Below are 24,036 nucleotides of genomic sequence, written 5' to 3' on the forward strand. Positions count from 1 at the left end.
GTGAACTGTGAAAGATAACTTTTCCATCAGTACAGTCGCCTACTCCGGCTACAGCATGGAGCAAGCGCTTGATTCAATTCACTCCCTCGGTGTTTACAATATTGAGTTAGCACTGATTCAGGGCGCCGTTTATGACCTTGATGAGGAGAGTGTATCTGAAGCCAATGTCAGGTATATCCGTAACCTGCTCAACCAGAGAAACATGCGCTGTACTTCTCTGGCTGCGCACTGCCATATGACACTGGAAAACTGTAACGAACTGCTTCTCAAGCGGGTCAATCTGGCGAACCTTCTGGACTGTCCGCGCCTGATACTTTACGCCCCGCGAAACGGCAATATGAGTCAGTTCCAGCACGCCGCCAGTAAAGCCATCGCCAGAGCCGAAGAGCTGAGAATACAGATTCTGATAGAAAATGTCGGCGATCAGCAACCCTATATGCTCAACGACTCCAGAGACTTTAATCCTGTACTGAATGATTATTTCTCTGAGGTAATGGGAATTAATTTTGATCCGGGCAACCTCGCCTCTCACAGACCGGAAAACGATCTGCTGTATGACACGGTTCAGAGCCTGGATGTCGCCGAGCATATCCATATCAAGGATCTGGTTCTTGACGGCGACAGCTATGAGTTCTGCGCCATCGGTGACGGGATTTGCCAGTATCCGGAGCTGTTCGAGCACGTCTCCAGATACAAGAAGATGCCGTTTTTCAGTATCGAAGCGCCCTTTGCTCTGATCAGAAAAACCGATGGCCGGGCGATGCTGAAACCAAAGCAGGAGATCCTGCCTTTAGATGAGATAAATAGCAGGCTCAAAGCTTCTGTTGAGATGATAATGGAAAGCCAGAGTTGCAGAAAGAAAACATTGAAATGTTAACGGCAATAGTTAAATCACTCACCAGACCCTCATTCCCACGCTCCCGCGTGGGAATACATACCAAAGCTGGTAACTTTGAATCTGATATGCACTCCCACCAACTACATTCTACTGCTTACGCTTTTTCTTCTTTTTCCCCGTACCGGCTGGCTTTGCACGTGGTTTCGTCGGTGCAAAGTAGGCTTCGCTTTGATCCTCTTCCACTTCAAAACCCTCAACCTGCTCACGCTCAAGCTGGAACTTATTTTTCTTCTCTATCACTTTAAAGTGGTGATAGTCATCGTAATCAATAAGCGATAACCCAAGGCCGACTTCGCCCGCACGACCACTGCGCCCGATTCGGTGCATATAGTCAGCAGGGCTGCGTGGAAGGTCAAAGTTAATAACCACTGGCAGTTTTTCTATATCAAGACCACGAGCTGCGATATCGGTCGCAATAAGCACTTGAATCTCACCAGACTTAAAGCCTTCAAGCACGCGAGTACGAGCGCCTTGCCCCTTGTCACCATGGAAAACCTCCGCGGTGATACCGCGTTTTGACAGTTTTTGAGCCAGGTGGTTACAGGCATTCTTGGCATTCACAAAAATCAAAGTCTGTCGCCACTGGTGCTGTTTTATCAGGTGCGCAAGTACTGCGGTCTTCTGACCTTTATTGACACTAAACACACGCTGTACCAAGGTACTGGCTTCCGCACTCTGTAACTGGACTTCAACGGGATCGTGCAGCAAGCCCTTCACCAGGTTCGTAACTTTTTCAGGGAAAGTGGCAGAAAACAGCAGTGTCTGCTTCTTCTCGGGTAGTAGTGCAAGAATCTTATTGAGTTCGTCGGTAAATCCAAGGCTCAACATACGGTCGGCTTCATCAAGGACGAGTGTTTTTACCTGGTCCAGCTTGATGGCGTTGCTGGATACCAGATCCAACAGGCGGCCCGGAGTTGCGACAATAACGTCACTACCTCCACGAAGCGCCAGCATTTGAGGGTTCACCGATACGCCACCAAATACCGCAACCGTTTTGATCTTATCTCTAAGATGGTACGAGTAGGATTTAACCTTGTAAGCCACCTGTGATGCCAGCTCACGAGTTGGAACCAAAATCAGATGAGACACAAAGTTGCCACGACGGTTACGTGATGCATCTTGCTGGTAGATCTTTTGCAGAATTGGCAACGCAAAAGCGGCGGTTTTACCAGAACCGGTATTGGCACCACCAACAATATCCCGCCCTTCAAGTACGTGAGGAATGGTATGGGACTGAATTGGAGTCGGCTGGCTATATTCCAGGGATTCCAGTCGCTCGACTAAGGTTGGAATCAAACCAAGATCGGCAAATGTCACTTGCTGTGTGTTATCTGTCATTACAATGAGTGGCTCAGTGCTGGGTAAAAGGCGTGTATCTTATGCTATTTGCCGCAAAGATGTTAGCGATAATGAACTAAACAGAAAATTAGCTGGAGGAATGCCACTCAACCATAAAGTCGTACCAATTAGTATCGCATTTACTAATTAGTAATTGATTTACGACTTCAGGTTATATTCGCGAAGCTTTTAAACCGTATGCGCCTGCAACTGCTCCGGCGTTTCTGAAAAAGCTGCGCCGATTTCCAGAATTGTAGGCAGTGCCTGCATAAATGCTTCGACGACTTTAGGGTCAAAATGCTTACCCGATTCGTTTTGGATGTACTCCAGCGCATCCTCAACCGGCCATGGCTTTTTGTACGGACGCTCAGAAGTTAAGGCATCAAACACATCGGCGATGGCACAGATACGGCTGGTTAGCGGAATATCCTCCCCTGCCAGCCCGTCAGGGTAACCGGTGCCGTCCCAGCGTTCATGGTGCGTTCGGGCTATGATCCCGGCTTCCTGAATAAGCGAAGAGTGTTGTGAATCGCCAAGGATCCTTTCACCAATCAGAGTGTGGAACTTCATGATTTTCCACTCTTCCGAGTCCAGTTTTCCTGGTTTTTTAAGAATATGATCAGGGATACCTAGTTTACCGATATCATGCATTGCGGCGGCATCCTGCATCAGCTCCGCCTGTGCCTCTGAAAGGCCGTAAGCCAGTGCGATAGCATGTGCAGAACGGCTCATCCGGATGACATGAAAGCCGGTTTCATTGTCCTTAAACTCAGCAGCACGTCCCAATTGCTGAACCATAATGGTCCGGGTTTCACGCAGCTCTTTGGTCTGCTCCTGAACCTGGCGGAACATCTCTTTGGTCTGGTTATACAGAGCAAGGTGAGAGCGGATCCGGCTTTTAAGCACTAAAGGCATTGGTGGCTTGGTCACATAGTCAACCGCACCGGCCTCAAAGCCTTTGATTTCATCAATGCCTTCACTTTTTGCGGTAACAAAGACAACGGGAATATCACGGGTGCGGATATCTTTTTTGAGTCTCCGGCAGGTTTCGTATCCGTCCATTTCCGGCATAATTATATCAAGCAGGATAAGATCCGGCTGTGGCTCAGTCACAGCTGCTTTTAACGCTATTTCACCACTGGTTGCCACTTTCAGCTTGTAGTCATCCGCCAGGATGGTACGCAGTGCATCAATATTGCTAACGACATCATCAACAATCAGCAAAATCGGTTTTATCATAATAACTCTAGCCTTTTCTCAAATAACGTATCGGTTATTGCTTCAGCATCCGTGTAATTGTAGGTTTGTATGGCTTCTTCCAATTGATCAAGCAATGCCAGACTCTTCTGCGGTAAGTGACTTCTTATCTCTTCCAGCAACTCTCCGGCCACCGGGTCAAACTCCGCAAGCGCACTTTTTAGTCCGTTCAGTCGGCTCAGTAACTCTTCTTCATTCAAAGCCTGCTGATCCTGCGTATCAAAACCCTGTTCCTGACTTTTCTGTAAGTCTATCCATTTGTTTATTATATCAACAGCATATTGCCATTGATTTTTTATATCCGTCAAATCTTCTTCTGAGACAATAGCGTGATTTTCTTTAAGTTGCTCTTCCAAATGCCTTGCACTCTTACAAAGCGGCATTGCGCCAATCATAGCAGCCGCACCTTTGAGGGTATGACATGCCTGCATATTCTCTTCCGGTGTATTCTCAATGCTGAGCTGCAAAATATTTTTACTGCGGGAGAAGTTGATTACTGCCTGCCGGTAGATTTGCTCATTATGATTAAAACGCGCCAGTGCATCTGCAACATCTATCACTCCGGCAAGAAACTGAAACTGTTCAGGAACCACTGCCGCTTTCTTAACCCCTTCTGCGGTGGTTGTTTTTACCACTGCACCAGTCTGTTTCACCATTACGCTGAACAGCTGTTTTACATCAATTGGCTTGGTAATAAAGTCGTTCATACCGGCATCAAATGCCGCATCCCTTGATGATGTAAGCGCATCCGCCGTCATAGCGACAATAGGCAGCGCATCGCAGGTAAACTTATTGCGTAACTCTAAGGTTGCCTGAATACCGTCCATTTTCGGCATCTGAAGGTCCATCAGCACAAGCTTGAAATCATTCCGATTGCCATTTTCAAAGTAGCTAAGCGCCTCTAAACCATCGCAGGCCGTTTCAACAATAAAGCCCATATCAGTGATTAGCTCGCGGGCAATTTCCCGGTTTACTTCATAGTCTTCAACAAGCAGTACCCGGACTTGCTGATCATCAGCCAGAACAAGTGGTAAAGCGCTTTGATCTTTGCTCGTTTTCAGCTGTTCGTAATAGTCGTGGTCAAAGACTTCCAGAAGTGAGTCCAGCAGAGCGCTCTGGGTGATGGGCTTAAGCAATACCGACTCAACACCTATGGCTCTTGCCTCATCCATTAACGCCGTTTTTCCGTAAGCCGAAATCAGCATAAGTTGTGGCAGATTTTCTGGCTGATAGTATTCCTGAATAGCACGCGCCGTCGCAATGCCATCCATACCCGGCATTTTCCAGTCAATCAGGATGACATCAATTTTGCGCTCTTCTCCGAGCAGATATTCCAGCGCGTCAGCGCCATTGGAGAAGGTGATGGTATCTATGCCAAAAGTACTCAGGTAGGAGTGCAGCACAACCCGGCTTGTCAGGTTGTCATCAATCACCAGGGCCGATTTACCTTTCAGCACGGTTTCCGCCGTTACACTCATCTTGTCCAGTTGATCGCCCTGAACAAACGGCAGGCTCAGCTTAAATGTGGAGCCCTTTCCTACCTTGCTATTTACGGTCAGGTCACCATTCATCCTGTCAGCAAGGCGCTTACAGATAGTCAGCCCCAGACCGCTGCCGCCATATTTACGGGTAATAGACGAGTCTGCCTGGCTGAAAACGGTAAATATACGGCCGCACTGCTCAACGGAGAGACCAATCCCGGTATCTGTCACACTAAACTCAACCAGCACATTGGATTCATCGGCATCATTTAGCTGCACATCAACGTAGATCTCTCCCTTATCAGTAAACTTAATCGCATTACCAATCAGGTTGAGTAATATCTGCTCGATACGGGTGGGATCACCCTTGATACAGGGCGGAATAGCAGGGCTGACATTAAAGGCCATCTCCAGGTTCTTTTCTGCCGCGCGGATAGCAAACAGATTCGCCAGATTGTTCATTATGTTCTCAATCTCGAAGGAGATATATTCAACCTCCAGCTTATCCGATTCAATTTTGGCAAAATCGAGAATATCGTTGATAGTCGCCAGCAAAGTCTGAGCAGCATTCTGGCTTTTATGCACATAGTCCAGTTGCCTGCTGTTCAGATCGGTTTTTTCAATCAGGCTCTGCATACCAATAATTGAGCTAAGAGGCGTGCGGATCTCATGGCTCATATTAGCCAGAAAACGGCTCTTGGCTCTGTTTGCATCAACCGCCGCCGTCTTTGCCTGCTCCAGCTTATCCAGAAGCTCTCTTTTCAGGTATACAAAGCCGACAATAATAAGTGAGGAAAACAGCAGAAGAACGATGGTTGCTATCAGCTCCTGACCAAGCATATGCATCTGTTCATGCTGATCTTTCAGCGTGATAAATACACTGTTACCGGTGCGGTAAATAAAGTTTCTTAACTCCTCCTGCACATAGATCACCCGGTTTTCAAGCAAAATCAGGCTGCTTCTGTCTATGCTCTCCGGCTTATCAATCAGAACCTGCAGATCTTCGACAATATTGTCGATTTCACTAAAAATAGGAGGCAGAGATTCCGGGATCTCATCATTAAACTGAATGTATGTTGCCTGAATAACCGCTTTGACTTTATTAACTTCAAAACGCACCTGAGCACGGGAAAAGGTCCGGTCATCAAACAGCAGAGGTTTGATTTTCGAACCCAGCCCGCTGATATGGTTTTCTAAGGTTGTCAGGTGCCTGTACTGAACCACTGAGTTAACCGGCAGCTCTTCTTCAACTGTGTTGAGTTTTTGCAGAACAATAAAGGCACTAAAGATCACCGCCACAGATATCAGCAAATAGGACCAGAGCGTATAGGTGAGATTTTTATACTTACTTAACGACACAAGGTTCCCCGTTTACTACATCAGGCTGCCAGCACTGTGCGCCTGTACGCTGAAAGATTTGATTTATCTGCGTGGCATTGGTATTCAGCACTTCACCAATATCGCGGTTATCCAGCACAATATCTGAGAACGACAGAGTAAAGAGCGCATTAAACAGCCCCTCCTCTTCTCCTAACCCGCTTGGCATCAGGGTAATAATCGCATCCTCGCTTTCGGACTGGTTACTTATAGCCATAGCAATACTGCGCAAAGACGCCGGCATCGCGTTTTTCTGACCACCAGATGCAATGGGAAAGAACCCGGTTTCTTTAGAGACTTCTATCTGGGTTTGAGAATTGCTCATAAATTCAATGGTCGCTTTTGCACTCTCTGAATTGTTCTGCCCCACCGGCAGTGCCAGCCCCGATACGATCGCCATAAAGCTGCGCCCTTTCGGTCCGGCGGGAGCGGGGAATGCGACAAACTTATCACTGTCGGCTTCAAAGGCCGCCGTCAGTCGCGCAGAGTGATCCCAGCCAATCCACACCTCTTCTGACAACAGAGGCTCCGACATACCAACATAGCTCAGTGAGCCAACATTGGTTTCGTGCCAGAGGCGGCGGAAGTAATCCCACATCTGATGGGCATCATCACTGTTAAACCTGTTTACCACAGCCCCGGTAAACGAAGGGTAAAGATAGCCCTCAAAGAAGCGGTGCATCAGCCCCCTTTCTCCGATAGGAAAGCCCAGTTTCGCTTCACCGGTCGCTTTTTTGATATTGATAGCCCATCTGAGAAGCTGGTCATAGGTCAGGCGGTTAATATCTGCGCCGTCCGGCAGATAAGGCAGGGCTTTTTTATTGGCAACCATCAGATAGGTTGCCTGCATCCATGGCACAAAGTAGAGGTCTTTATCGTCAAAGCGGGCCAGTTGCAGATACGCCGAATGATTGATTTCAGGCAACTCATCAACCATCTCTTTAACGGATGCAAGGTTCCCTGCTTTATAGAGGTTTAACAGGTCACCATGCGGAGCGCCGATAACTATCTGCTCGCTTTCTGCCTGAGCTGATTTGAGTTTGCGGATAATAAAGCTGTTATTTGCCGGCTCAAACTGAACCTCTCCCGGATAGCCGTCTTTAAAAATTCCGCGGATTTTATTGGCTTCTTCAATGGGATTAAACTGTGTTGAGATAAATAAAACAGGCGCATCTGTTTTGTGGTGAAGCGTCACTTTGCCATCACCCTGAGACTCCGAAGGATCTGAACAGGCGCTCAGCACAAAAGCCAGCAGTGCAGATATTGCTACTTTAGGCGCACCTAAGCAGCAGTTCAAAACTCTTATATTTTTTTTCATGGTAAATCCTTTACCTGAAATTTATTAACCTAGCCAATCCAATAATATACACGAGCCCGTCTGAGGTCCGTGATATTCAGCAAAAACAAGACCATACAAACATTCATAACGAGGCTCGATATATCCAGAGTAAACAAGATGACCAAAATATGCACGCTCTTTCTTCAGACTAAGATCTGACTCCAACAAAAATGAAACGTTTCATAGAGTTACTCGCAAAACTCCCTCTAGCGTCAGATAAACAAAAGAGAAAAAACAATAATTAGCCCGCTTACAACTGCTAATTATTATAGAGGTCTAAATGAAACGTTTTATCCTTTCTACTCTGGCGCTGTCTATCTGTGCGTCAACTCAGGTGGCATCTGAACCTGCTCAGATCTGGGAAAAAGATAAGGAATATAAGATCACCATACTGCACACCAATGATAACCATGGTGCCTTCTGGAAAAACAAATATGGTGAGCGCGGGATGGCCGCGCGTGCAACTCTGGTTAAGCAGATTCGCTCCGAAGTGCAAGCACAGGGAGGCTCAGTACTGCTGCTTTCTGCCGGTGATATTAATACCGGAGCCCCGGAGTCTGACCTTCTGGATGCCAAACCGGACATTATCGGCATGAACCTGATGGATTACGACCTGATGACGGTCGGTAATCACGAATTCGATAACCCGCTGGAAGTGTTGCAGCAGCAGGAAGAGTGGGCAGACTTCCCGTTTATTGCCGCTAACGTATACAAGGATGGCAAGCGCCTGTTCCAGCCGTATCTGATGATGAACAAAAACGGTGTGAAAATTGCCATCGTCGGCCTGACCACGGAAGACACAGCAAAACTTGGTAACCCTGAATATGTTGCCGGTATCGAGTTTACCGACCCAAGAGCAGAAATGGAGAAGATCATTGCTGAGCTTGAAAAGAGCGAGAAACCGGATGTGGTTATCGCCTCCACCCACCTTGGACACTACGCTGACGGCAAACATGGCTCTAATGCTCCGGGCGATGTGGCACTGGCGCGTACCTTTGGCGGTGAAAAAATCGATCTGATTGTAAGCGGTCATTCCCACGATGCCGTCTGTATGGAAAATGGCAAGCAGTCTGAGTCTTATCTGGAAACCGGTGTTTGTGTGCCTGATGAGCAAAACGGCACAACTATTGTGCAGGCGCTGGATCAGGGCAAATACCTTGGACGCGCTGACTACACCTTTAAGAACGGCGAGTTTGAGCTGGACGCCTACAAGCTGATCCCGGTGAATATGAAGAAAAAGGTGAAAGATGCCGAAGGCAAAAAAGTCCGGGTATTTATCGATAAGGAGATCCCTGAAGATCCGGCTGTTCTTGCCGCATTGCAGGAGTTTCAGGAGCAGGGTCAGGCAGCGCTTAACGTAAAAGTCGGCTCAGTAAATCAGGAGCTTGTGGGCGAGCGTAGTATCGTCCGCAACAACCAGACCAACCTTGGCCGCATGATTGCAACGACGCATATGCAGCGCACGAAAGCAGATTTCGCCATTATGAACTCCGGCGGTGTCCGCGCCTCCATCCAGCCTGGGGATATCTCCTATAAAGATATTCTGACGGTACAGCCATTCGGCAACACTGTAACACTGGTTGATATGACTGGTACTGAAGTGATGGATTATCTGAGTGTTGTTGCCACCAAGCAGAAAGATTCAGGTGCCTACCCTCAGTTTGCCGGGATCTCCATGACTATCGCCGGAGACAAGGTAAGCGAAATAACAATCGGCGGTAAAGCGCTGGATCCAGAGCAAACCTACCGCTTCTCCATTCCATCCTACAACGCCGGTGGTGGCGACGGTTACCCTGTCATCAATACTCATCCCGCTTTTGTAGACACAGGCTACGTTGATGCCGAAGTACTGAAAGAGTTTATTCAGACCAACAGCCCGGTAGACGCCGGTCAATTTACCCCAAATAACGAAATCACCCACCAGTAATCTCGACCGACCACACCCGCCCTGCCGCATCAAGGCAAGGGCGGGTGATAATGAGGATACAAGAATATGAAAAAGAACATCTTAGCGCTGTCTGTCAGTGCGGTACTCTCCTGTCCTGCGTATGCTGACATTCTGATAACGGAATATATTGATGGCGGCTCAAATAATAAAGCCATTGAAATCGCCAATACCGGCACTGACACCCTGACTCTGACTGGCTACACAATAGAAAAAGACACCAATGGCAAGGGCCTGTGGGACTATAAACTCGCCCTCAATGACATCACACTGTTTAGCAATCAGACCTATGTTTTCGTTCATCAAAGTGCAGATAGCGAACTAAAGCAGCACGCAGACACTTGCAGTAATGAATTAACCAGCTTTAACGGCGATGATCCGATTGCCATCAAAAAAGACGGAAATATCGTCGATATCGTTGGTGTACCAGGCAGAGTCAATCTGCTTGATGACAGCAGTATCCGCCGCAGAGTCTTTACGCCAAGCACCAAATATGATGCCGGAAAATTTGATGATCTGGCCGATCCGAAGGACTTCTCAGGTCTTGGTAATCTGGACCCGGTTCCCGCAGTCCCAAAACCTGCCGCAACCCCTGCCAGCATCCAGGAAATACAGGGAACAGGCTGGTCTTCAACCATTGGGGGGATTGATGTTCCCAACGGCAAGTACGACTCAGGGGATAACTATTTTGAAGTGACCGGAGTTATCACCGCAATTCAGGAATTTTCTCTGAAAAAAGGCCTTCCGCAGGGGTTCACCATGCAGGCCGGAGAGGACGGAAACGATCTAACATCCGACGGCATTGTAGTAGAGACCAAAAAAATCAGCGGACTTAAACTAGGTACACAGGTAACCGTAATAGCGAAAGTAAAAGAAGACTACGGCCTTACCAAGCTGTTCTCGGTTTATTCAGTTACTGAAAATGGAGCGGGAAACCTGCCACAGGTAACACCTGTCCGGACAATTGCTTCTGATGTGGATGACTCAGGAAACCCGGATTTTGATAAAACTCTGGAGCGCCATGAAGGCATGCTGGTTACCTTCGATAAAGATGCCGATATGCATGTTACCCGGACATTCGGTTTTGACCATGGCCCAAAACGTAACAATATGGTGATGTCTCACAAAGGTATCAACCAACATCCGAACCAGAGCAATATACCGGGCTCGGACAAGGCAAAAGCGCAGCGACAGAGCAATCAAAACCGCCGGGTGGTTGTGGAGTCCTTTAGCAAAGCACCGGATGGAAAAATTCCATGGTATCCGGATTTTGCTCAGGCCAGTGCCGTCCCTATGAATAACGGAACCACCACATCCGATGACTATATCCGGATTGGTGACAAGGTGAATGGACTGGAGGGCGTTATCAGCTATCACTATAACGATTTCCATCTGTATGTGACCAATAAAGTCACTGGCGAGGCTTTTACCCATAACCTGCCACGTACTGAAGCTCCTGTCATTGATAAGTCCGGTCTTCGCATTGGCACAATGAATGTGCTCAACTACTTCAACTCCCCCTTTGGTGGCGACTGCAATCCGCTTCCTCCCGGTAGCAGAGACAGCGTGGCAAATACCGGGTGTAATAACCGGGGAGCCGCTACTCAGGAAGAGTTCGAATTGCAGGGAGACAAAATCGCCGCTGCGATTGTTGCTATGGATGCAGACATTCTGGGGCTGATGGAGATCGAGAATAACGGCTTTGATGAAGATTCCGCCGTTGCGCATCTGGTGGATAAAATCAATCTGCTGATCCCGAACCGGGTTAATCACTATGTCTATGTTAAGAGCAGTGGCGACGATAAGTTTGTCGGCTCTGACGCCATTGCCAATCAGGTCATTTACCGCCCTTCCAAAGTACACCTGGATGAATACCGCTTAATTCAGATGCCAAGACAGGAAGCCGGAGAAACAAAAAGCAGTGACGGTAAAAAGAAAGAAGATGGCAAAAACTACCAACGCGATGCCATCACCCCAACCTTTATTATCAAAGGCACCAAGCCTGAGCAGAAGTTAACGGTATCGGTAAATCACTTTAAATCAAAAGGCTCCACCTGCTGGGAGGATGTGGATCCCAGTGAGCAGGACGGACAAGATCCGGACCATCAGGGCAGCTGCGAAAACTTCCGGGTTTCAGCCGCTCAACATCTTGGGACAGTACTTAGCGAAAGCGATAACGCAGACAGCACCATTATCCTTGGTGACCTGAACTCCTACGGCTCCGAGGATCCTATGCTGCTGCTTACCACGCTCCCTGAGGGTTACTCTGTCACCCCGGCTAAAAGCACTTATGTTGGTGACCAAGTGATGAATGGCCAGATCCCGCAACCGCTTTCCACCTCATTCGGTTATATTAATGTCCTCAAAGAGAAGCATCCGGACTCCTTCAGTTATTCCTATAACGATGAGGTAGGCACATTGGACTACATTCTGGTTAGCCCAAAGCTAAAGGAAAGAATAAAAGGCGCAGCCAAATGGAATATTAACGCCACGGAATCTTCTCTGTTCCAGTACTCAGGCAAATATACCGGCGATCTTGAGAAGTTTAAGGATATGTACCGCTCCTCTGACCATGATCCTGCAATGATTACACTGGATTTGGGGACTACCTCAGTGGCAAACCGCACTCCGGTACAACCACCAAAAGAGCCTCAGTCACCACCGGCAAATGTGCAGGCGATACCTCAGAAGGCAGTTACCGGAGGAGCGATTCAGGTGCTGTTTGATCTGACCAACCTGAATATTGACCTGCATGTTAGCGATAAAGCGACGGTGTCATTCGGCAATTTCACCGCTTACAGCGCCGCAGATACGCAAGTTCCGGGTGACACTGCCACAGTAGTATTGGATCAGGCGATGATCGAACAGGGCTGGACAGTTGTGGAAATGGAAGTTTCTCAGGCCGGTAAATACCAGATGACCAAATCCGTTATCGACGGAGCAACCAACGAAGTCAGCTACCTGTCATACCCTGAAACTGTGACGATCAGCGAACCGGCAGGGAAAAAGAAAAGCGGAGGCTCACTGGGAGGATTCGTCCTGCTTTCACTGTTTGGTGCGGGAATTCTGAGACGCAGAAAGCAATAATCCGGAAAGGAGAAATTCACAGGCATCCCCGGATACAGGGGATGTCTGCTGATGAATTATTTATTAACCATAATATCCAGAATCTGAATGTCAGTCTGAGTCATAGAACCATTCGCCAGGGCAGACAGGTTACGGATAGACTCATCAACATTATCCGCCACAATGCCTTCATTGCCGGTTACCCGGATACCATCCAGAGCCATCAGGGCCGCTTTAAATGCCGCGCTGGCTGAAGAAGAGACTTTCATCGCGCAGCTGGCTTTTGCACCGTCACAGATAATACCGGCAATGTCGCCAATCATGCTGCAAATGGCGTAGCTGATCTGCTTAAAGTTGCCACCCATAAGCCAGGTCATACCGGCCACTGCGCCCATTGAAGCCGTCGTCGCACCACAAAGGGCGGAAAGCTTATTCTGGTGGCTCTTGATATAAATAGCCATCAGATGAGACAGCATCAGCGCTCTTAACATGGTTTCGCGATCTGCTTTAACATGCTCAGCCACCACAACCACAGGCATAGTTGCGGCGATTCCCTGATTGCCTGAGCCTGAGTTACTCATTGCCGGCTTCATGGCTCCATCCATTCGCGCATCAGAGGCGGCAGAGGTACGGCAGAGAATATTGGTCATCAGGCCCTCCGCCAGAAAACCTCTTTCAACATTACGTCTGAATGTGGCACCAATCTGCAGGCCGTATTCATGATCCAGCCCTTCCTGAGAAAGCTCATTATTCAACTGGAAAGCCTGCTCAATAAAATCAATCTGCTCCAGAGGTGCATTCAGGGCAAACTCATAGATATCCTCAGCCACTGCGTCTTCAAACGGATTACACTCTGCATTTTCCTGCGCACCCGCTTGTTGGGTATTGATATAGGTGGTCATGCCATTTTCTTCAATGGAAATCACCTTGGTATGGCTGTCAGCAATGGTCACGCTGACGCAGTGTGTACCATTACTTACCGCGACTTTTGCGTAGATAATATTCGTCACATCAGCCACTTCTACCGAGACACATTCTGCATCCAGCAAAGCTTTTGCCTTTTCAACATCCACAGCAGTTATGTTCTTCAGCACTTCAAGACCAGCTTCAGGATCACCGGCTACCGCACCAATAGCTGCGGCAATCGGCAGGCCCACCATACCCGTTCCGGGAACGCCGACACCCATTCCGTTTTTCATCAGGTTTGGAGAAACACTGGCAGAAACTGCTTTAATATCGCCGTCAATCTTATCCATGGCAATTGCAGCCGCTAAAGCAACAGATACCGGCTCAGTACACCCTAACGCAGGCGCTACTTCTTTACGTACGGTACGGGTAAATTCATCCCAAAGTTCAACTTTCATTTCTGTTCCTTCGTTGCGCGGCTATCAAGAAGGTTAACTATACGCCCATTTGCAGAGATGAATTTTGCTTTGTCTGCTTCAATTTAAGAGCAAAAGAGAAATACTTTTCTCATTTTGAACAAGAGGAGTAAATAGTTTCTCCTACATTAGATTTGAGCATAATTGATCACTCGATACCTTGTTCAAATTCCAGCAAAGAGTGAGAAATTATCAAAGGTTCAGAATTGAAAAAGCCACCGCTAACAAAAAGTGTTAACGGTGGCTTATTGAGGTCAGAGAGCTAAATCTGGCTCTGAATTATTTGGTCTTAAAGTTATCTACCAGCGCCTGCAGATTTGATGCAAGCTGTCTCAGGTGAGCACTTGAATCGGCAATCTGATTTGAGCTCTGTGAAGATTCATTGGCAACCTGATTAATACGGGACAGGTTACGGTTGATCTCTTCAGCAACCGATTGCTGCTCATTTGAAGCACTTGCGATCATCATGCTCTTCTCGCTGATATCGGTAACAGAAGCGGCGATCTGCTCAATGCTCTGGCCAGCGGCTTCCACTTCAGAAACTGTGGTAGACACTCTGTCCAGACCTTTCTGCATTGCTGTCGACGCACGGCCTGCACCAGCCTGAAGACTGGAGATGATTTCCTGAATCTCAGAAGTAGAAGTCTGAGTTCTGCTGGCAAGGGTTCTTACTTCATCAGCAACTACGGCAAAGCCTCGTCCCTGCTCACCGGCACGCGCGGCTTCAATTGCAGCGTTAAGAGCCAGCAGATTGGTCTGGTCAGCAATCTCACCAATAACGCTAAGTACAGAATCGATGTTGTCTGTTTCTGTATTCAGATCTTCAATCACTTTCGAGATAGAGGTAATTTCATCAGACAGAGATTTCACATTGTCGACAACCACAGCGACAGCAGAGTTTACATTGGTTACCTGAGAATTCGCATCTTCAACAGAGGTTGAAGTATCTTCCGCACTCCGGGCAACTTCGCTTACCGTTGAAGACATCTGATTCATTGCAGTTGCAACCTGCTCCACTTCGCTAAACTGCTGCGCAATACCTTCACGGGTCTGAGTACTGACAACGGACAGATCCTGCGCCGCCTGAGCCACATCATTTGCAGCCAGTTTTACGCTTGAAATAGTCGCATCCAGAGAGTCGGTCATGGTTGACAGACCCGCTGATAAGCCTTTTCTGGAATACTTACCTTCAGCACCTGAGCTTACCAGATCCCCCTCGGCAATCTTGTTCATTGAGTTCAGAACGGTGACAGGCTCACCACCGATCTGACGCATAATGCCGGTATAAATAAAGTAGAAAGAGACCAGAATGATTACGATGGTAATCAGGATACAGATCAGTACCAGATTTTCGAAATAGGCAGCCTCTTTTGCCTTATCGATAACCTGTGTTTTGGTTCGTTCATCTAAAAGAGCCAGGAATTCGTTTACCGGCTTCATGATTTTCGCTTTATCTGCATGATACTGGTTATCGTGCATAATACGACGCGCCATCTCCCGGTCAGGCTCACCGCGTTTTGTGTAACTGCCACTACCATTATCAAACAAACCTTTCACGGCATTCATAGCAATGGTTTCAGTGGTAACCAAACCGTCTGAATTATTTTGTGCCTGAGTCAGTTGCCTGAACTCTTCGTCGGTAAAGCCGGCTTTTTCCATCAGAGACTGAAGCGATTCACGCTCACCATCCGGACTTGGCTTTTCACCATAGTTCAGCACTAAATCCCAATAGATACGTTCCATATGTTGAGGGCGGGCTTTATCACCATTTCGGATAGCCAGGATATCCCAGTACATTTTTTCGTACTTATCATCGCCGGTCATCACGTAGGTACGTGCCAGACGAGTCAGGTCATCGGAACTCTGCCTTAGCTCATCCGCCAACAGGTAAGAGTTATACCTTTCCACCTGGCTGTGATACAGCTGTTCATGCTTTGACGTTGTTACATACAAAAGTGCAAATAAAATCACCAGAGCAGTCGTTGCAAGCAACGCACCCATCAGCAACAATTTTCTAATACTCATAACGATACTTACCTTGTTCTCTTTATAAATTCCCCGTTCTCCGCCCACTGTTTCTTTTATTGTTGTGGAACAAGTTAAGCATATATCAGTAATACGTTTTTAAAACGTATATATGTGAAGCAGTTCATACTGATCGCAAGATTTGTGCGATTGCTCAAATAATGACGTTACTGTTTCATGAACAAGGAAAAACCGGTCAGCAAGACTATACAAGAAAGCATCTCATTTCTTTTGTTTTTACTACTTGCCGTCATATTGTAAAAGTGCGAGAGTACGGCTCAGCCCTCATACAATATCGCAATCAAAACTCAATGACCGATCCAGGAACAGTAACGAATGAGAAAACACATAACTTCAATAACGGTAGGATTCTGGTTAACAACCCTGCTTGTTGCCTTTAATAACGACCCAGGGTTTTACGGCACCTGGATTTGTGTTGGTATCGCCAGCGCATTGACTGCCGGGTTAATACTTACACGAAAAAAATAGCACCTCATACATGCATAAAGCCCCATTGCGGGGCTTTATGCTTTATATACATAGCTTCAAAAAGCTTACTCTTTTGAGTCGCAGTCAGGCTGCTCTCCTGTCATTGGTGCCGTATTATTAACACCAAACTCTCTGTCCAGTTGCTCCCGGTAGCGCTGAATCAGCCCCTCTTCTTTCATTTCCCTGATGGTTTTGGTGAGCTTATCTACCAGATGTCTGTTTTTTTCATGGATATGCATATAAGCCGGAATGGAGACAACAACGCCTGCTCTTCGGATTCCACTTTGCTCAAACTCGTCGGTATTCAATAGGGTGAACACACCAGTTTCTTCATCAACAAAGATATCACTGTAACCGGCTCTGAGCTTACATAGCCCCTGGTGAGTACTATTTGTTGCAGACAGGAAATCATCTTCCACATAGAGCGGAAGATTGTTTGCACAAATATGAATTCCCCGCCGGTATTCCACATAATGCCCGGCTAGCTTAGGCTTGGCAAAGCTCTTCCAGTCAGTAATTGCGGCGGGTAACTCCTTGGTTGAAAATGCGCTAAAGTTAACAGCAAAGACAGGCTCTTCAATACGAATCATCGTATCGTATTTCTGGACATAACTCTTAGGCCGGGCGGGCTCACCGTCAACCTTACCGTGGGCTGCGACATCACTTGCCCGGCGGGCAGGAAAGTCCCTATACGTCACTTCCATATTCAGGCGACTGAATAACTCGTCATAAACCAGCCTTTGCCACTTGCCAAACAGCTGGGTCTCAGGCCGTATCATCGCCATATGAAAAACTTTTTTCGGTTCAGTCTCTTCTGAAGCGAAAACAGAATTATTCATCCCGGAAATCAGAACAGCTAATAAAAGTATTACTTTAGAGAGTAGTTTCACATCCATATCCAACCCAACACCTGTCGATAGCCCATCATCACCTTAAGCTTAGAAGCTGGTTCACAGGTCCGATGTGAGCCAAATCAGATAGTTTAGTTAAAACGCCTCTGTACCGATATACTCTTTCAGACAATTTGCCACCATATTGGCGTGCATATCAATAAAGTGTCTGCCCTGCTCCTCTCCGTAGGCAATTCCCAACCTGAGAGTGGCTGCAAATTGAGTGGTTACCAGCAGCACAAACTCACCGGCAGCCTCTTTTTTACTTTCGTCGATATACTTGTCGATACGCTGTAGAATCATGTTCGCATTCCTTTGAGTATCTTCAAAGGCGAGTTGATTCAGTTTTGGGTCCACAGACTCAAACCAGATTTCTCTTAGCGCTGGTTCCTTGTGGTGAAGCTCATAAATATCAACAAAGTTTTTATGAATCACGTCTGATATCTGAGCGTGTCCCTCAAGAACTTGCAGGTTTTGCTCTATAAGTGTCCGGATCTGCTCCATATAATGCTCAGCCAGAGCAATAATGATGGTCTCTTTATCAGAGAAATACTGGTAGATAGAACTTGGCGAAACGCCCGCCTTCTTAGCAATATCGCCTATTTTCAGGCTAGCCACACCGTTTTTTTCTATCAGGTATTTTACCGCCAGAAGAATCTTTTCAACTTTCTCACGACTTCTGACCTGAGAAGGGTTACGCCTGTTTGTTGTCGTCTCAGAAATCTTTGGTTTCTTTGTTGCCATAACTTAAATGTCGTCTGTTATTTATCTGCAATTTGGATTCTGGCGGATACATTCTCATAAATCCTTCCTGTTCACCATGATAAATCTCACTTTCTTTGCTCTGAAGCGGTGGAAAAGTGACCTGACGCATAAAACATAAATCATATTCACATTTAGATTTGATCTTTAATAAAAACATTATCAGTATAAAACCTGAACATGATTCACGTTCTTTTGAAGAAAAATAAGGAATAATATCGGCAACGATAGGAATCATGAATAAGAAACAAGCGGTGTGCCCTTACAAGCTGCTATTAAAAAAAGATAAGAATTCAGGATTACAATATGAAAAAGATCTGCCCGATAGCATTAGCCATTTCCGCAGCCCTGAGTCAGGGAGCGGTTGCCAGTGAATTTTTTGCCGATTCCACTGTTGATGTGAAATGGAAAGTTAACTATTACGATATTGAAGGTGAAGTCGATTCAGTTGCTCCGGCTGGCGACCTGTTCAACATGGAACCAGGAGCGGTCGATGGTGTTGTAAATTACGATATGAGCATCAAAGATGCCGGTACTTCCGTATGGGTTAACTGGCAGTCAGGATGGATTGCTGACACCATCGGTGTAGAAATGGAGTTTCAAGGGGCTTATCTGTTCGATCAGAGTGGAACGATTAGCGGCTCAGCTTCAGCAATGGGTGTTGACGTACCACTTCAGGCCGACAATCCATACTTCTACGGCAAAGATGCTGACGAAGATGCTATCGGCAAAATAGGTAACGCTAACCTTCGATTTAAAACAGGAAGCAAGGAAAAAGAAACCCAACTTATCATTGGTCGCTTTACTCCAACTATCTACGATCTTCTGCACCGGCCTGATGAGATCTACTACGGTATGCACCAGGTTTATGAAGGTGTGAATATTGAAGGTCACTATGAATGGTCACGCGGGATGATCGAACCTTGGGTTCGTTATATGACCGGCTACAGCAACGAGTGGAATGAGAGCACTGTAAGATTTAAAGATCTTGATGACGTTTACTACGATTCCTACGGAAACGCTCAGTATGGCTATGATGAGATCATCAACCTTGGCTTCCACACTGTAAATGACTTCCTGACCAGCAGCGCTTCATACTCCTATGCAGAGGACTACCTGAGCAACGGTATTATCGAGATCTATTCAGGTATTCCATACTCACTCCTGGGATGGGGCAGTGAAGAAGGCGATAAAGATCACTTTATTAAATACATGGTGAAATATGGCTTTGAAAAAGGTCTGGGTGACAACGATGCGCATGAAACTGATGTGTATGAGTTTGCTGTGGGCCTGCAACATGGTGATCTGGACTTCCTTGTCGGTGTAACACAAAACGGTGATGAAAGCTTTTACGGCTTTGAGACTCAGGATGGTATGAACGCCGGTGGCGGCACTGCGGTATGGGGTGACGTTGCAATTCTCAACACTTTTAAACTGGCCGGTCAACGCACTTACTTCCTGACTGGTGGTATAAACCTTGATGGAATAAACCTGCCAAACTGGCGTGTACAGGGTGTGATTGCTAACGCAAATGATACTGACCTTGAAGCACTACGATTTGATGATCGTATCAATACTCCGAACGAAGACTACACAGAAATTAACCTGGACATTGTCTACGCCAAAAACGGCTACCAGGGTGAAGGTATGAGCTACGTACTGAAACTCGGAAAAGATGATAACTTCAACGCCTTTGGCTTTGGTCTGTTCGTTGAATACAACGGCGATGTTACCAAGCTGATGGACTAACCTGACCAAGCCGGAGCTGCGTCACTCTCCCCTATAAAGTGGCACTCTCCGGCTTTCTTTTCTTTACCATATTTTGTTACCTTTAATTTACTGCCAAGTATACGTATTTAACCGGCAGTGTTTGTTCCAAGGAGTTGTTGTGAATACCAAACCTTTATCTAAGTGGAAAATGGCTGCGTTTGCGATGGGCAATTTTGGTTGGTGTATTGCAACCTTTTCCTATTCCATTTTAATCACCTATTTTTACTACCCGCCGGTGGTTGACGGCACCGCAGAAATTCCTGAATTTATCAGCCGCTCCCCTGTTTTGTTTGGCGCAACCATTGTCGGCCTTATCTACGCCTTTAACCGGATTTTAGATGCGGTATCCGATCCGATCATTGCCAACCTGAGCGACCGTTCCACCAGCCGTTTTGGCCGCCGCCGCTTCTTTATGATGCTGAGCTTTATTCCCACCGCTCTGGCTTCGGCGGCAATCTTTTATCCGCCGGTTTCAGAATCCAGCGGCATGAATGTGCTCTGGTTAATTGGTTGCTGTGTGGTGGTGACCATCAGCCTGACCATGTACTGCGTTCCCTATATGTCACTTATGCCAGAGCTTGGCAAAACCGGCCGCGAGCGCGTGCTTATCTCAACATTCTGCTCGGTAACCTGGGCACTGGGTTTTGCGGCAGGACAGCTTGTCTGGGTTATTAAAGACAACCTGCAAAACAGCGGTTACACCCCGGTGGAAGCAATGCAGATGGCCGTGGCATTTTTCTCTCTGTTGGGCATTATCGGTATGTTAATTCCTATTCTTGCGATCAATGAAGACAGGGATTGCCACAAGGGTGAAGCCCAGCGTCCGCATGAAAATCAGGGCATGTTCAGCGCACTGAAAAATGCCATGCAGAACCGTAACTTCGCCATTTTCACCGTCTCAAATGGTCTGGCCTTTATGTCCCGGTTCTTTCTGGAAGTGGGCGCAATCTACTACATCACAATGCTGATGGGGCTTCCGGAGTCCAACGCCTCCATGATGATGATGACGCTGTTTGGCCTGAGCTTTGTGCTTTACCCGGTTGTGGTTAAACTGTCTAAACATTACACCAAAAAGTCGCTATTCCGCTTTGCGCTCGCGGCGCAGGGAACATTGCTGATCACTTTCTCGCTTTGCTCTTATGTTCCTCAGCCGGATCTGCTGGGCTGGTCGATTATCGTTCTGTTCTCCTTCCCGCTGGCGATTCTTGGCATTATTCCTAATGTAATTGTTTCTGACCTTGCACTTTCGGACACCAAAGAGACCGGCCATAAAAGAGAAGCCCTTTTCTTCGGTGCCAATATGTTTGCCTACAAAGCAGCCACGTCACTCACCGCGCTGATTTTCCCTTCACTTATTATTATCGGCTCGCTAAGAGAGCAGGGAGTTTCTCCTGAGCCAACCGAATTTGGCGTAACCATGACTGCGCTTATCGCTGGCCTGCTGGCTTATACCGGCGTCTGGCTGATGAGAAAGTACGACGAACACCATATTTTAGAAACGATTGGCGAAGCTATTCCAAGCCGCGCAAGCTAATCAGGTTGTAAAATGATTTTCGAAAACAAAAGCACAAAAGAGTTTCACCTGCAAACAGATGAAACCAGCTACATCATCAAGGTGGCCGAAACCGGTCACCTGATTAATCTGCACTACGGAAGGAAAATTCGCCATCAGGAAGAATTTTCCGCATTAGACCAGCGTTTTAATGTCAAACTCGGCTCAACTACCGAATACTCACCGGGATCCGGCTGCCTGACTCTGGAAACTTTAAAACTGGAAGCACCTGCTTACGGTAAGGGCGATTACCGCGATCCGCAGTTCCAGATTGAGTACCCGGACGGCAGCCGCACATCTGACTTTCTCTATAAAAACCATGTGATCAGTCAGCAGAAAACCCGTCTTGAAGGACTGCCTTCCACCCATAGTTCAGATGCGAAAAAAACAGGTGCAACCCTGACCATAGTGCTTGAGGAACCGGTCAAAAAACTGCAGCTCCACCTGCATTACAGCATTTTTGAAAAAGCGAATATTATTTCCCGCAGTGCCGAAATTATTAATTCCGGTGTTGAATCAGTCACTGTAGACAAAGCATTAAGTGCCTGCATCGATTTCTCTGAATCTGACTTTGAGCTGCTGCATCTCGAAGGAAAGTGGACCAGAGAAGCCCATATCACCAGGCACCCTCTGGCAAAAGGCCAGTTCACTATAGATTCTAAAAAAGGAGTAAGCGGTGCAAATCACAACCCTTTTTTAAGTCTGGTAAAACCGGACTGCACAGAGCAATCCGGTGAATGTTACGGATTTGGCCTGCTCTACAGTGGCAATCACGAATGTAGCGTTGAAGTCTCGCCTTATGATTTCACCCGGGTGATGCTGGGTATCAACAGCTTTGATTTTCGCTGGCAGTTAGCGGCCGGAGAAAAACTGGCGCTTCCTGAAGTGGTCATGACCTTCAGCCGCAGTGGCTTAAACGGCATGAGCCAGAACTTCCACAGGATGGTGAATAAGCACCTTATCGCCACCCGCTGGCAGGGACACCCGCGTCCGGTTCAGGTAAATAACTGGGAAGCGACCTATTTTGACTTTAACAGCTCTAAACTGACCGCCATTGGCAAAAAAGCCAAAGAGCTGGGAATTGAACTGTTTGTTCTGGATGATGGCTGGTTTGGTCACAGGGACGATGAAACCACCAGCCTGGGCGATTATTTCGATAATAAAAAGCTCTCCGGCGGTGTTGCCAGACTGAGTAAAAAAATCAGGTCCATGGGACTGCAATTTGGTATCTGGGTTGAGCCGGAAATGGTCTCGGTAGACAGCGAGCTTTACCGCAAGCATCCCGACTGGGCAGTAAAGCTGTCTGACCGCTCCCCTTCTTTTGGACGGCACCAGTTGGTTATCGATATGACCAACCCGAAAGTCATCGACTATTTATATGAGCAGTTAAGTGACCTGTTCACCCGAACAAAAGTGGATTACGTCAAATGGGATCATAACCGCAACTTCAGTGACATCTATTCCGCCCACCTTTCAAGAGAAGAGCAATCAGGTTTCGCTCACCGTTATGTACTGGGGCTTTATCAGTTGCTCGAACGGCTGACCCAGGCTTTTCCTGATATCTTGTTTGAATCCTGCTCAAGTGGCGGCAACCGTTTTGATTTAGGTATGCTGGCGTATATGCCCCAGACCTGGACCAGCGACAACACCGATGCTCAGGAACGAATGAAAATCCAGTACGGCACTTCTCTGCTCTACCCTCAGTCCACAATGAGTGCCCATGTCAGCGGCAGACCGTCGCATCAGGTGCTGCGCAACACGCCAATTGAAAGCCGCTTTAATGTCGCCGCTTTTGGTAATCTGGGTTATCAGCTGGATATTACTCAGCTTACCTCTTTTGAAACTAAAGCGGTCAAGGCGCAGATAGCCTTCTATAAAAAGCACCGCAACCTGCTTCAGTACGGCGAGCTCCACAGACTAGAGTCGCCTTTTGAGCATAACCAGATGCTTTGGGCAGTAGTCAGTGAAGACAAGTCAGAAGCCCTGTTTGGCCTGTATCAGCAGCTTCAGGAGAGCAACGGTAATCTTGAAACCCCGAGGCTGGATATGCTTGACCCGGAAAGCCTGTACAAAATAGAAAGCCGCCCTCAATTTATCAATATCCGCCATTTCGGAAATCTGGTAAACGAGCACCTGCCGGTCAGTATCAAGGACAGAGGCGTACTGCACGGCATCATAGCCAACAACTATATGCATGAAGTCACCCGCGAAGAGTACCAAATGTACGGAGACCAGATCGCCGCCTTCGGCATCCCTCTGAAAGCCCAGTTTGTCGGCACAGAAATGACAGAACATGTCAGATACATGGGCGACTGCGGCTCGCGGATTTATCATATAAAGGCTTAAGGTATTACATCCCCACCCCCAAATGCTGACTCTAATACACAAATATAAAAGTGACCAGAGAACGGTTCTCCCCCTTAATCAAAAAGCCTAACTGGTTGATAAAGCTAATAGAAGGGGGA

At 47.2% G+C, this 24,036-nt stretch carries 14 protein-coding genes; 6 read left to right on the forward strand and 8 right to left on the reverse strand.

All coding sequences use genetic code 11. The annotated features are described in order from the left end of the window. The first annotated feature begins 7 nt into the window (after window positions 1–7). Window positions 8–877 carry a TIM barrel protein gene (locus L3Q72_RS17980; RefSeq protein WP_275133536.1) on the forward strand — a complete coding sequence of 290 codons (870 nt, stop codon included), beginning with the start codon at window positions 8–10 and terminating at the stop codon, window positions 875–877. A gap of 108 nt (window positions 878–985) precedes the next feature. Here L3Q72_RS17980 and L3Q72_RS17985 read toward each other — a convergent pair whose 3' ends face one another. From L3Q72_RS17985 to L3Q72_RS18000, 4 genes are all read right to left on the reverse strand, one after another. Further along, on the reverse strand, window positions 986–2,236 hold the full coding sequence (locus L3Q72_RS17985) for a DEAD/DEAH box helicase (protein ID WP_275133537.1): 1,251 nt from the start codon (window positions 2,234–2,236) through the stop codon (window positions 986–988). Window positions 2,237–2,425: 189 nt separating this feature from the next. Next, window positions 2,426–3,475, reverse strand: a complete 1,050-nt coding sequence (locus L3Q72_RS17990; RefSeq protein WP_275133538.1) for a two-component system response regulator — start codon at window positions 3,473–3,475, stop codon at window positions 2,426–2,428. Beyond that, the gene (locus L3Q72_RS17995) at window positions 3,472–6,333 is read right to left on the reverse strand and encodes a response regulator (RefSeq protein WP_275133539.1); all 2,862 of its coding nucleotides are present in this window, start codon (window positions 6,331–6,333) and stop codon (window positions 3,472–3,474) included. Before L3Q72_RS17995 ends, L3Q72_RS17990 begins: the two co-directional genes overlap by 4 nt. Continuing rightward, complete coding sequence (locus tag L3Q72_RS18000) at window positions 6,320–7,669, reverse strand: ABC transporter substrate-binding protein (protein ID WP_275133540.1); 1,350 nt, start codon at window positions 7,667–7,669, stop codon at window positions 6,320–6,322. Before L3Q72_RS18000 ends, L3Q72_RS17995 begins: the two co-directional genes overlap by 14 nt. A gap of 301 nt (window positions 7,670–7,970) precedes the next feature. Here L3Q72_RS18000 and ushA point away from each other — a divergent pair, with 301 nt between their 5' ends. Further along, a complete protein-coding gene (gene ushA / locus L3Q72_RS18005; RefSeq protein WP_275133541.1) occupies window positions 7,971–9,617 on the forward strand; it encodes a bifunctional UDP-sugar hydrolase/5'-nucleotidase UshA in 1,647 nt (548 codons plus the stop codon). Window positions 9,618–9,683: 66 nt separating this feature from the next. Further along, complete coding sequence (locus L3Q72_RS18010) at window positions 9,684–12,722, forward strand: ExeM/NucH family extracellular endonuclease (protein WP_275133542.1); 3,039 nt, start codon at window positions 9,684–9,686, stop codon at window positions 12,720–12,722. A gap of 56 nt (window positions 12,723–12,778) precedes the next feature. Here L3Q72_RS18010 and L3Q72_RS18015 read toward each other — a convergent pair whose 3' ends face one another. From L3Q72_RS18015 to L3Q72_RS18030, 4 genes are all read right to left on the reverse strand, one after another. After that, a complete protein-coding gene (locus tag L3Q72_RS18015) occupies window positions 12,779–14,065 on the reverse strand; it encodes an L-serine ammonia-lyase, iron-sulfur-dependent, subunit alpha (protein WP_275133543.1) in 1,287 nt (428 codons plus the stop codon). Window positions 14,066–14,362: 297 nt separating this feature from the next. Further along, window positions 14,363–16,108, reverse strand: a complete 1,746-nt coding sequence (locus L3Q72_RS18020; RefSeq protein WP_275133544.1) for a methyl-accepting chemotaxis protein — start codon at window positions 16,106–16,108, stop codon at window positions 14,363–14,365. 554 nt (window positions 16,109–16,662) lie between these two features. After that, entirely contained in the window at window positions 16,663–17,493 is an 831-nt protein-coding gene (locus L3Q72_RS18025) for a hypothetical protein (RefSeq protein ID WP_275133545.1), read from the reverse strand. A 90-nt stretch (window positions 17,494–17,583) separates the two neighbouring features. After that, entirely contained in the window at window positions 17,584–18,231 is a 648-nt protein-coding gene (locus L3Q72_RS18030; protein ID WP_275133546.1) for a TetR/AcrR family transcriptional regulator, read from the reverse strand. 324 nt (window positions 18,232–18,555) lie between these two features. Here L3Q72_RS18030 and L3Q72_RS18035 point away from each other — a divergent pair, with 324 nt between their 5' ends. The 3 genes from L3Q72_RS18035 (at window position 18,556) to L3Q72_RS18045 (ending at window position 23,917) form a co-directional block, all read left to right on the forward strand. Continuing rightward, a complete protein-coding gene (locus tag L3Q72_RS18035) occupies window positions 18,556–19,998 on the forward strand; it encodes a hypothetical protein (RefSeq protein ID WP_275133547.1) in 1,443 nt (480 codons plus the stop codon). A 139-nt stretch (window positions 19,999–20,137) separates the two neighbouring features. Next, the gene (locus L3Q72_RS18040) at window positions 20,138–21,553 is read left to right on the forward strand and encodes an MFS transporter (protein ID WP_275133548.1); all 1,416 of its coding nucleotides are present in this window, start codon (window positions 20,138–20,140) and stop codon (window positions 21,551–21,553) included. Window positions 21,554–21,565: 12 nt separating this feature from the next. Beyond that, window positions 21,566–23,917, forward strand: coding sequence for an alpha-galactosidase (locus tag L3Q72_RS18045; RefSeq protein WP_275133549.1), 2,352 nt, complete (start codon window positions 21,566–21,568; stop codon window positions 23,915–23,917). Window positions 23,918–24,036 lie beyond the last annotated feature (119 nt).

The sequence above is a fragment of the Vibrio sp. JC009 genome, from assembly GCF_029016485.1.
Taxonomy (GTDB): Bacteria; Pseudomonadota; Gammaproteobacteria; order Enterobacterales; family Vibrionaceae; genus Vibrio.

Excerpts from the sequence above, each read along its gene's own strand:
- L3Q72_RS18015 (WP_275133543.1), bottom strand. The coding sequence starts at position 14,065 with ATGAAAGTTGAACTTTGGGATGAATTTACCCGTACCGTACGTAAAGAA.
- ushA (WP_275133541.1), top strand. The coding sequence starts at position 7,971 with ATGAAACGTTTTATCCTTTCTACTCTGGCGCTGTCTATCTGTGCGTCA.
- L3Q72_RS18025 (WP_275133545.1), bottom strand. The coding sequence starts at position 17,493 with ATGGATGTGAAACTACTCTCTAAAGTAATACTTTTATTAGCTGTTCTG.
- L3Q72_RS18010 (WP_275133542.1), top strand. The coding sequence starts at position 9,684 with ATGAAAAAGAACATCTTAGCGCTGTCTGTCAGTGCGGTACTCTCCTGT.
- L3Q72_RS18035 (WP_275133547.1), top strand. The coding sequence starts at position 18,556 with ATGAAAAAGATCTGCCCGATAGCATTAGCCATTTCCGCAGCCCTGAGT.
- L3Q72_RS17985 (WP_275133537.1), bottom strand. The coding sequence starts at position 2,236 with ATGACAGATAACACACAGCAAGTGACATTTGCCGATCTTGGTTTGATT.
- L3Q72_RS18030 (WP_275133546.1), bottom strand. The coding sequence starts at position 18,231 with ATGGCAACAAAGAAACCAAAGATTTCTGAGACGACAACAAACAGGCGT.
- L3Q72_RS18045 (WP_275133549.1), top strand. The coding sequence starts at position 21,566 with ATGATTTTCGAAAACAAAAGCACAAAAGAGTTTCACCTGCAAACAGAT.
- L3Q72_RS18020 (WP_275133544.1), bottom strand. The coding sequence starts at position 16,108 with ATGAGTATTAGAAAATTGTTGCTGATGGGTGCGTTGCTTGCAACGACT.
- L3Q72_RS18000 (WP_275133540.1), bottom strand. The coding sequence starts at position 7,669 with ATGAAAAAAAATATAAGAGTTTTGAACTGCTGCTTAGGTGCGCCTAAA.
- L3Q72_RS17990 (WP_275133538.1), bottom strand. The coding sequence starts at position 3,475 with ATGATAAAACCGATTTTGCTGATTGTTGATGATGTCGTTAGCAATATT.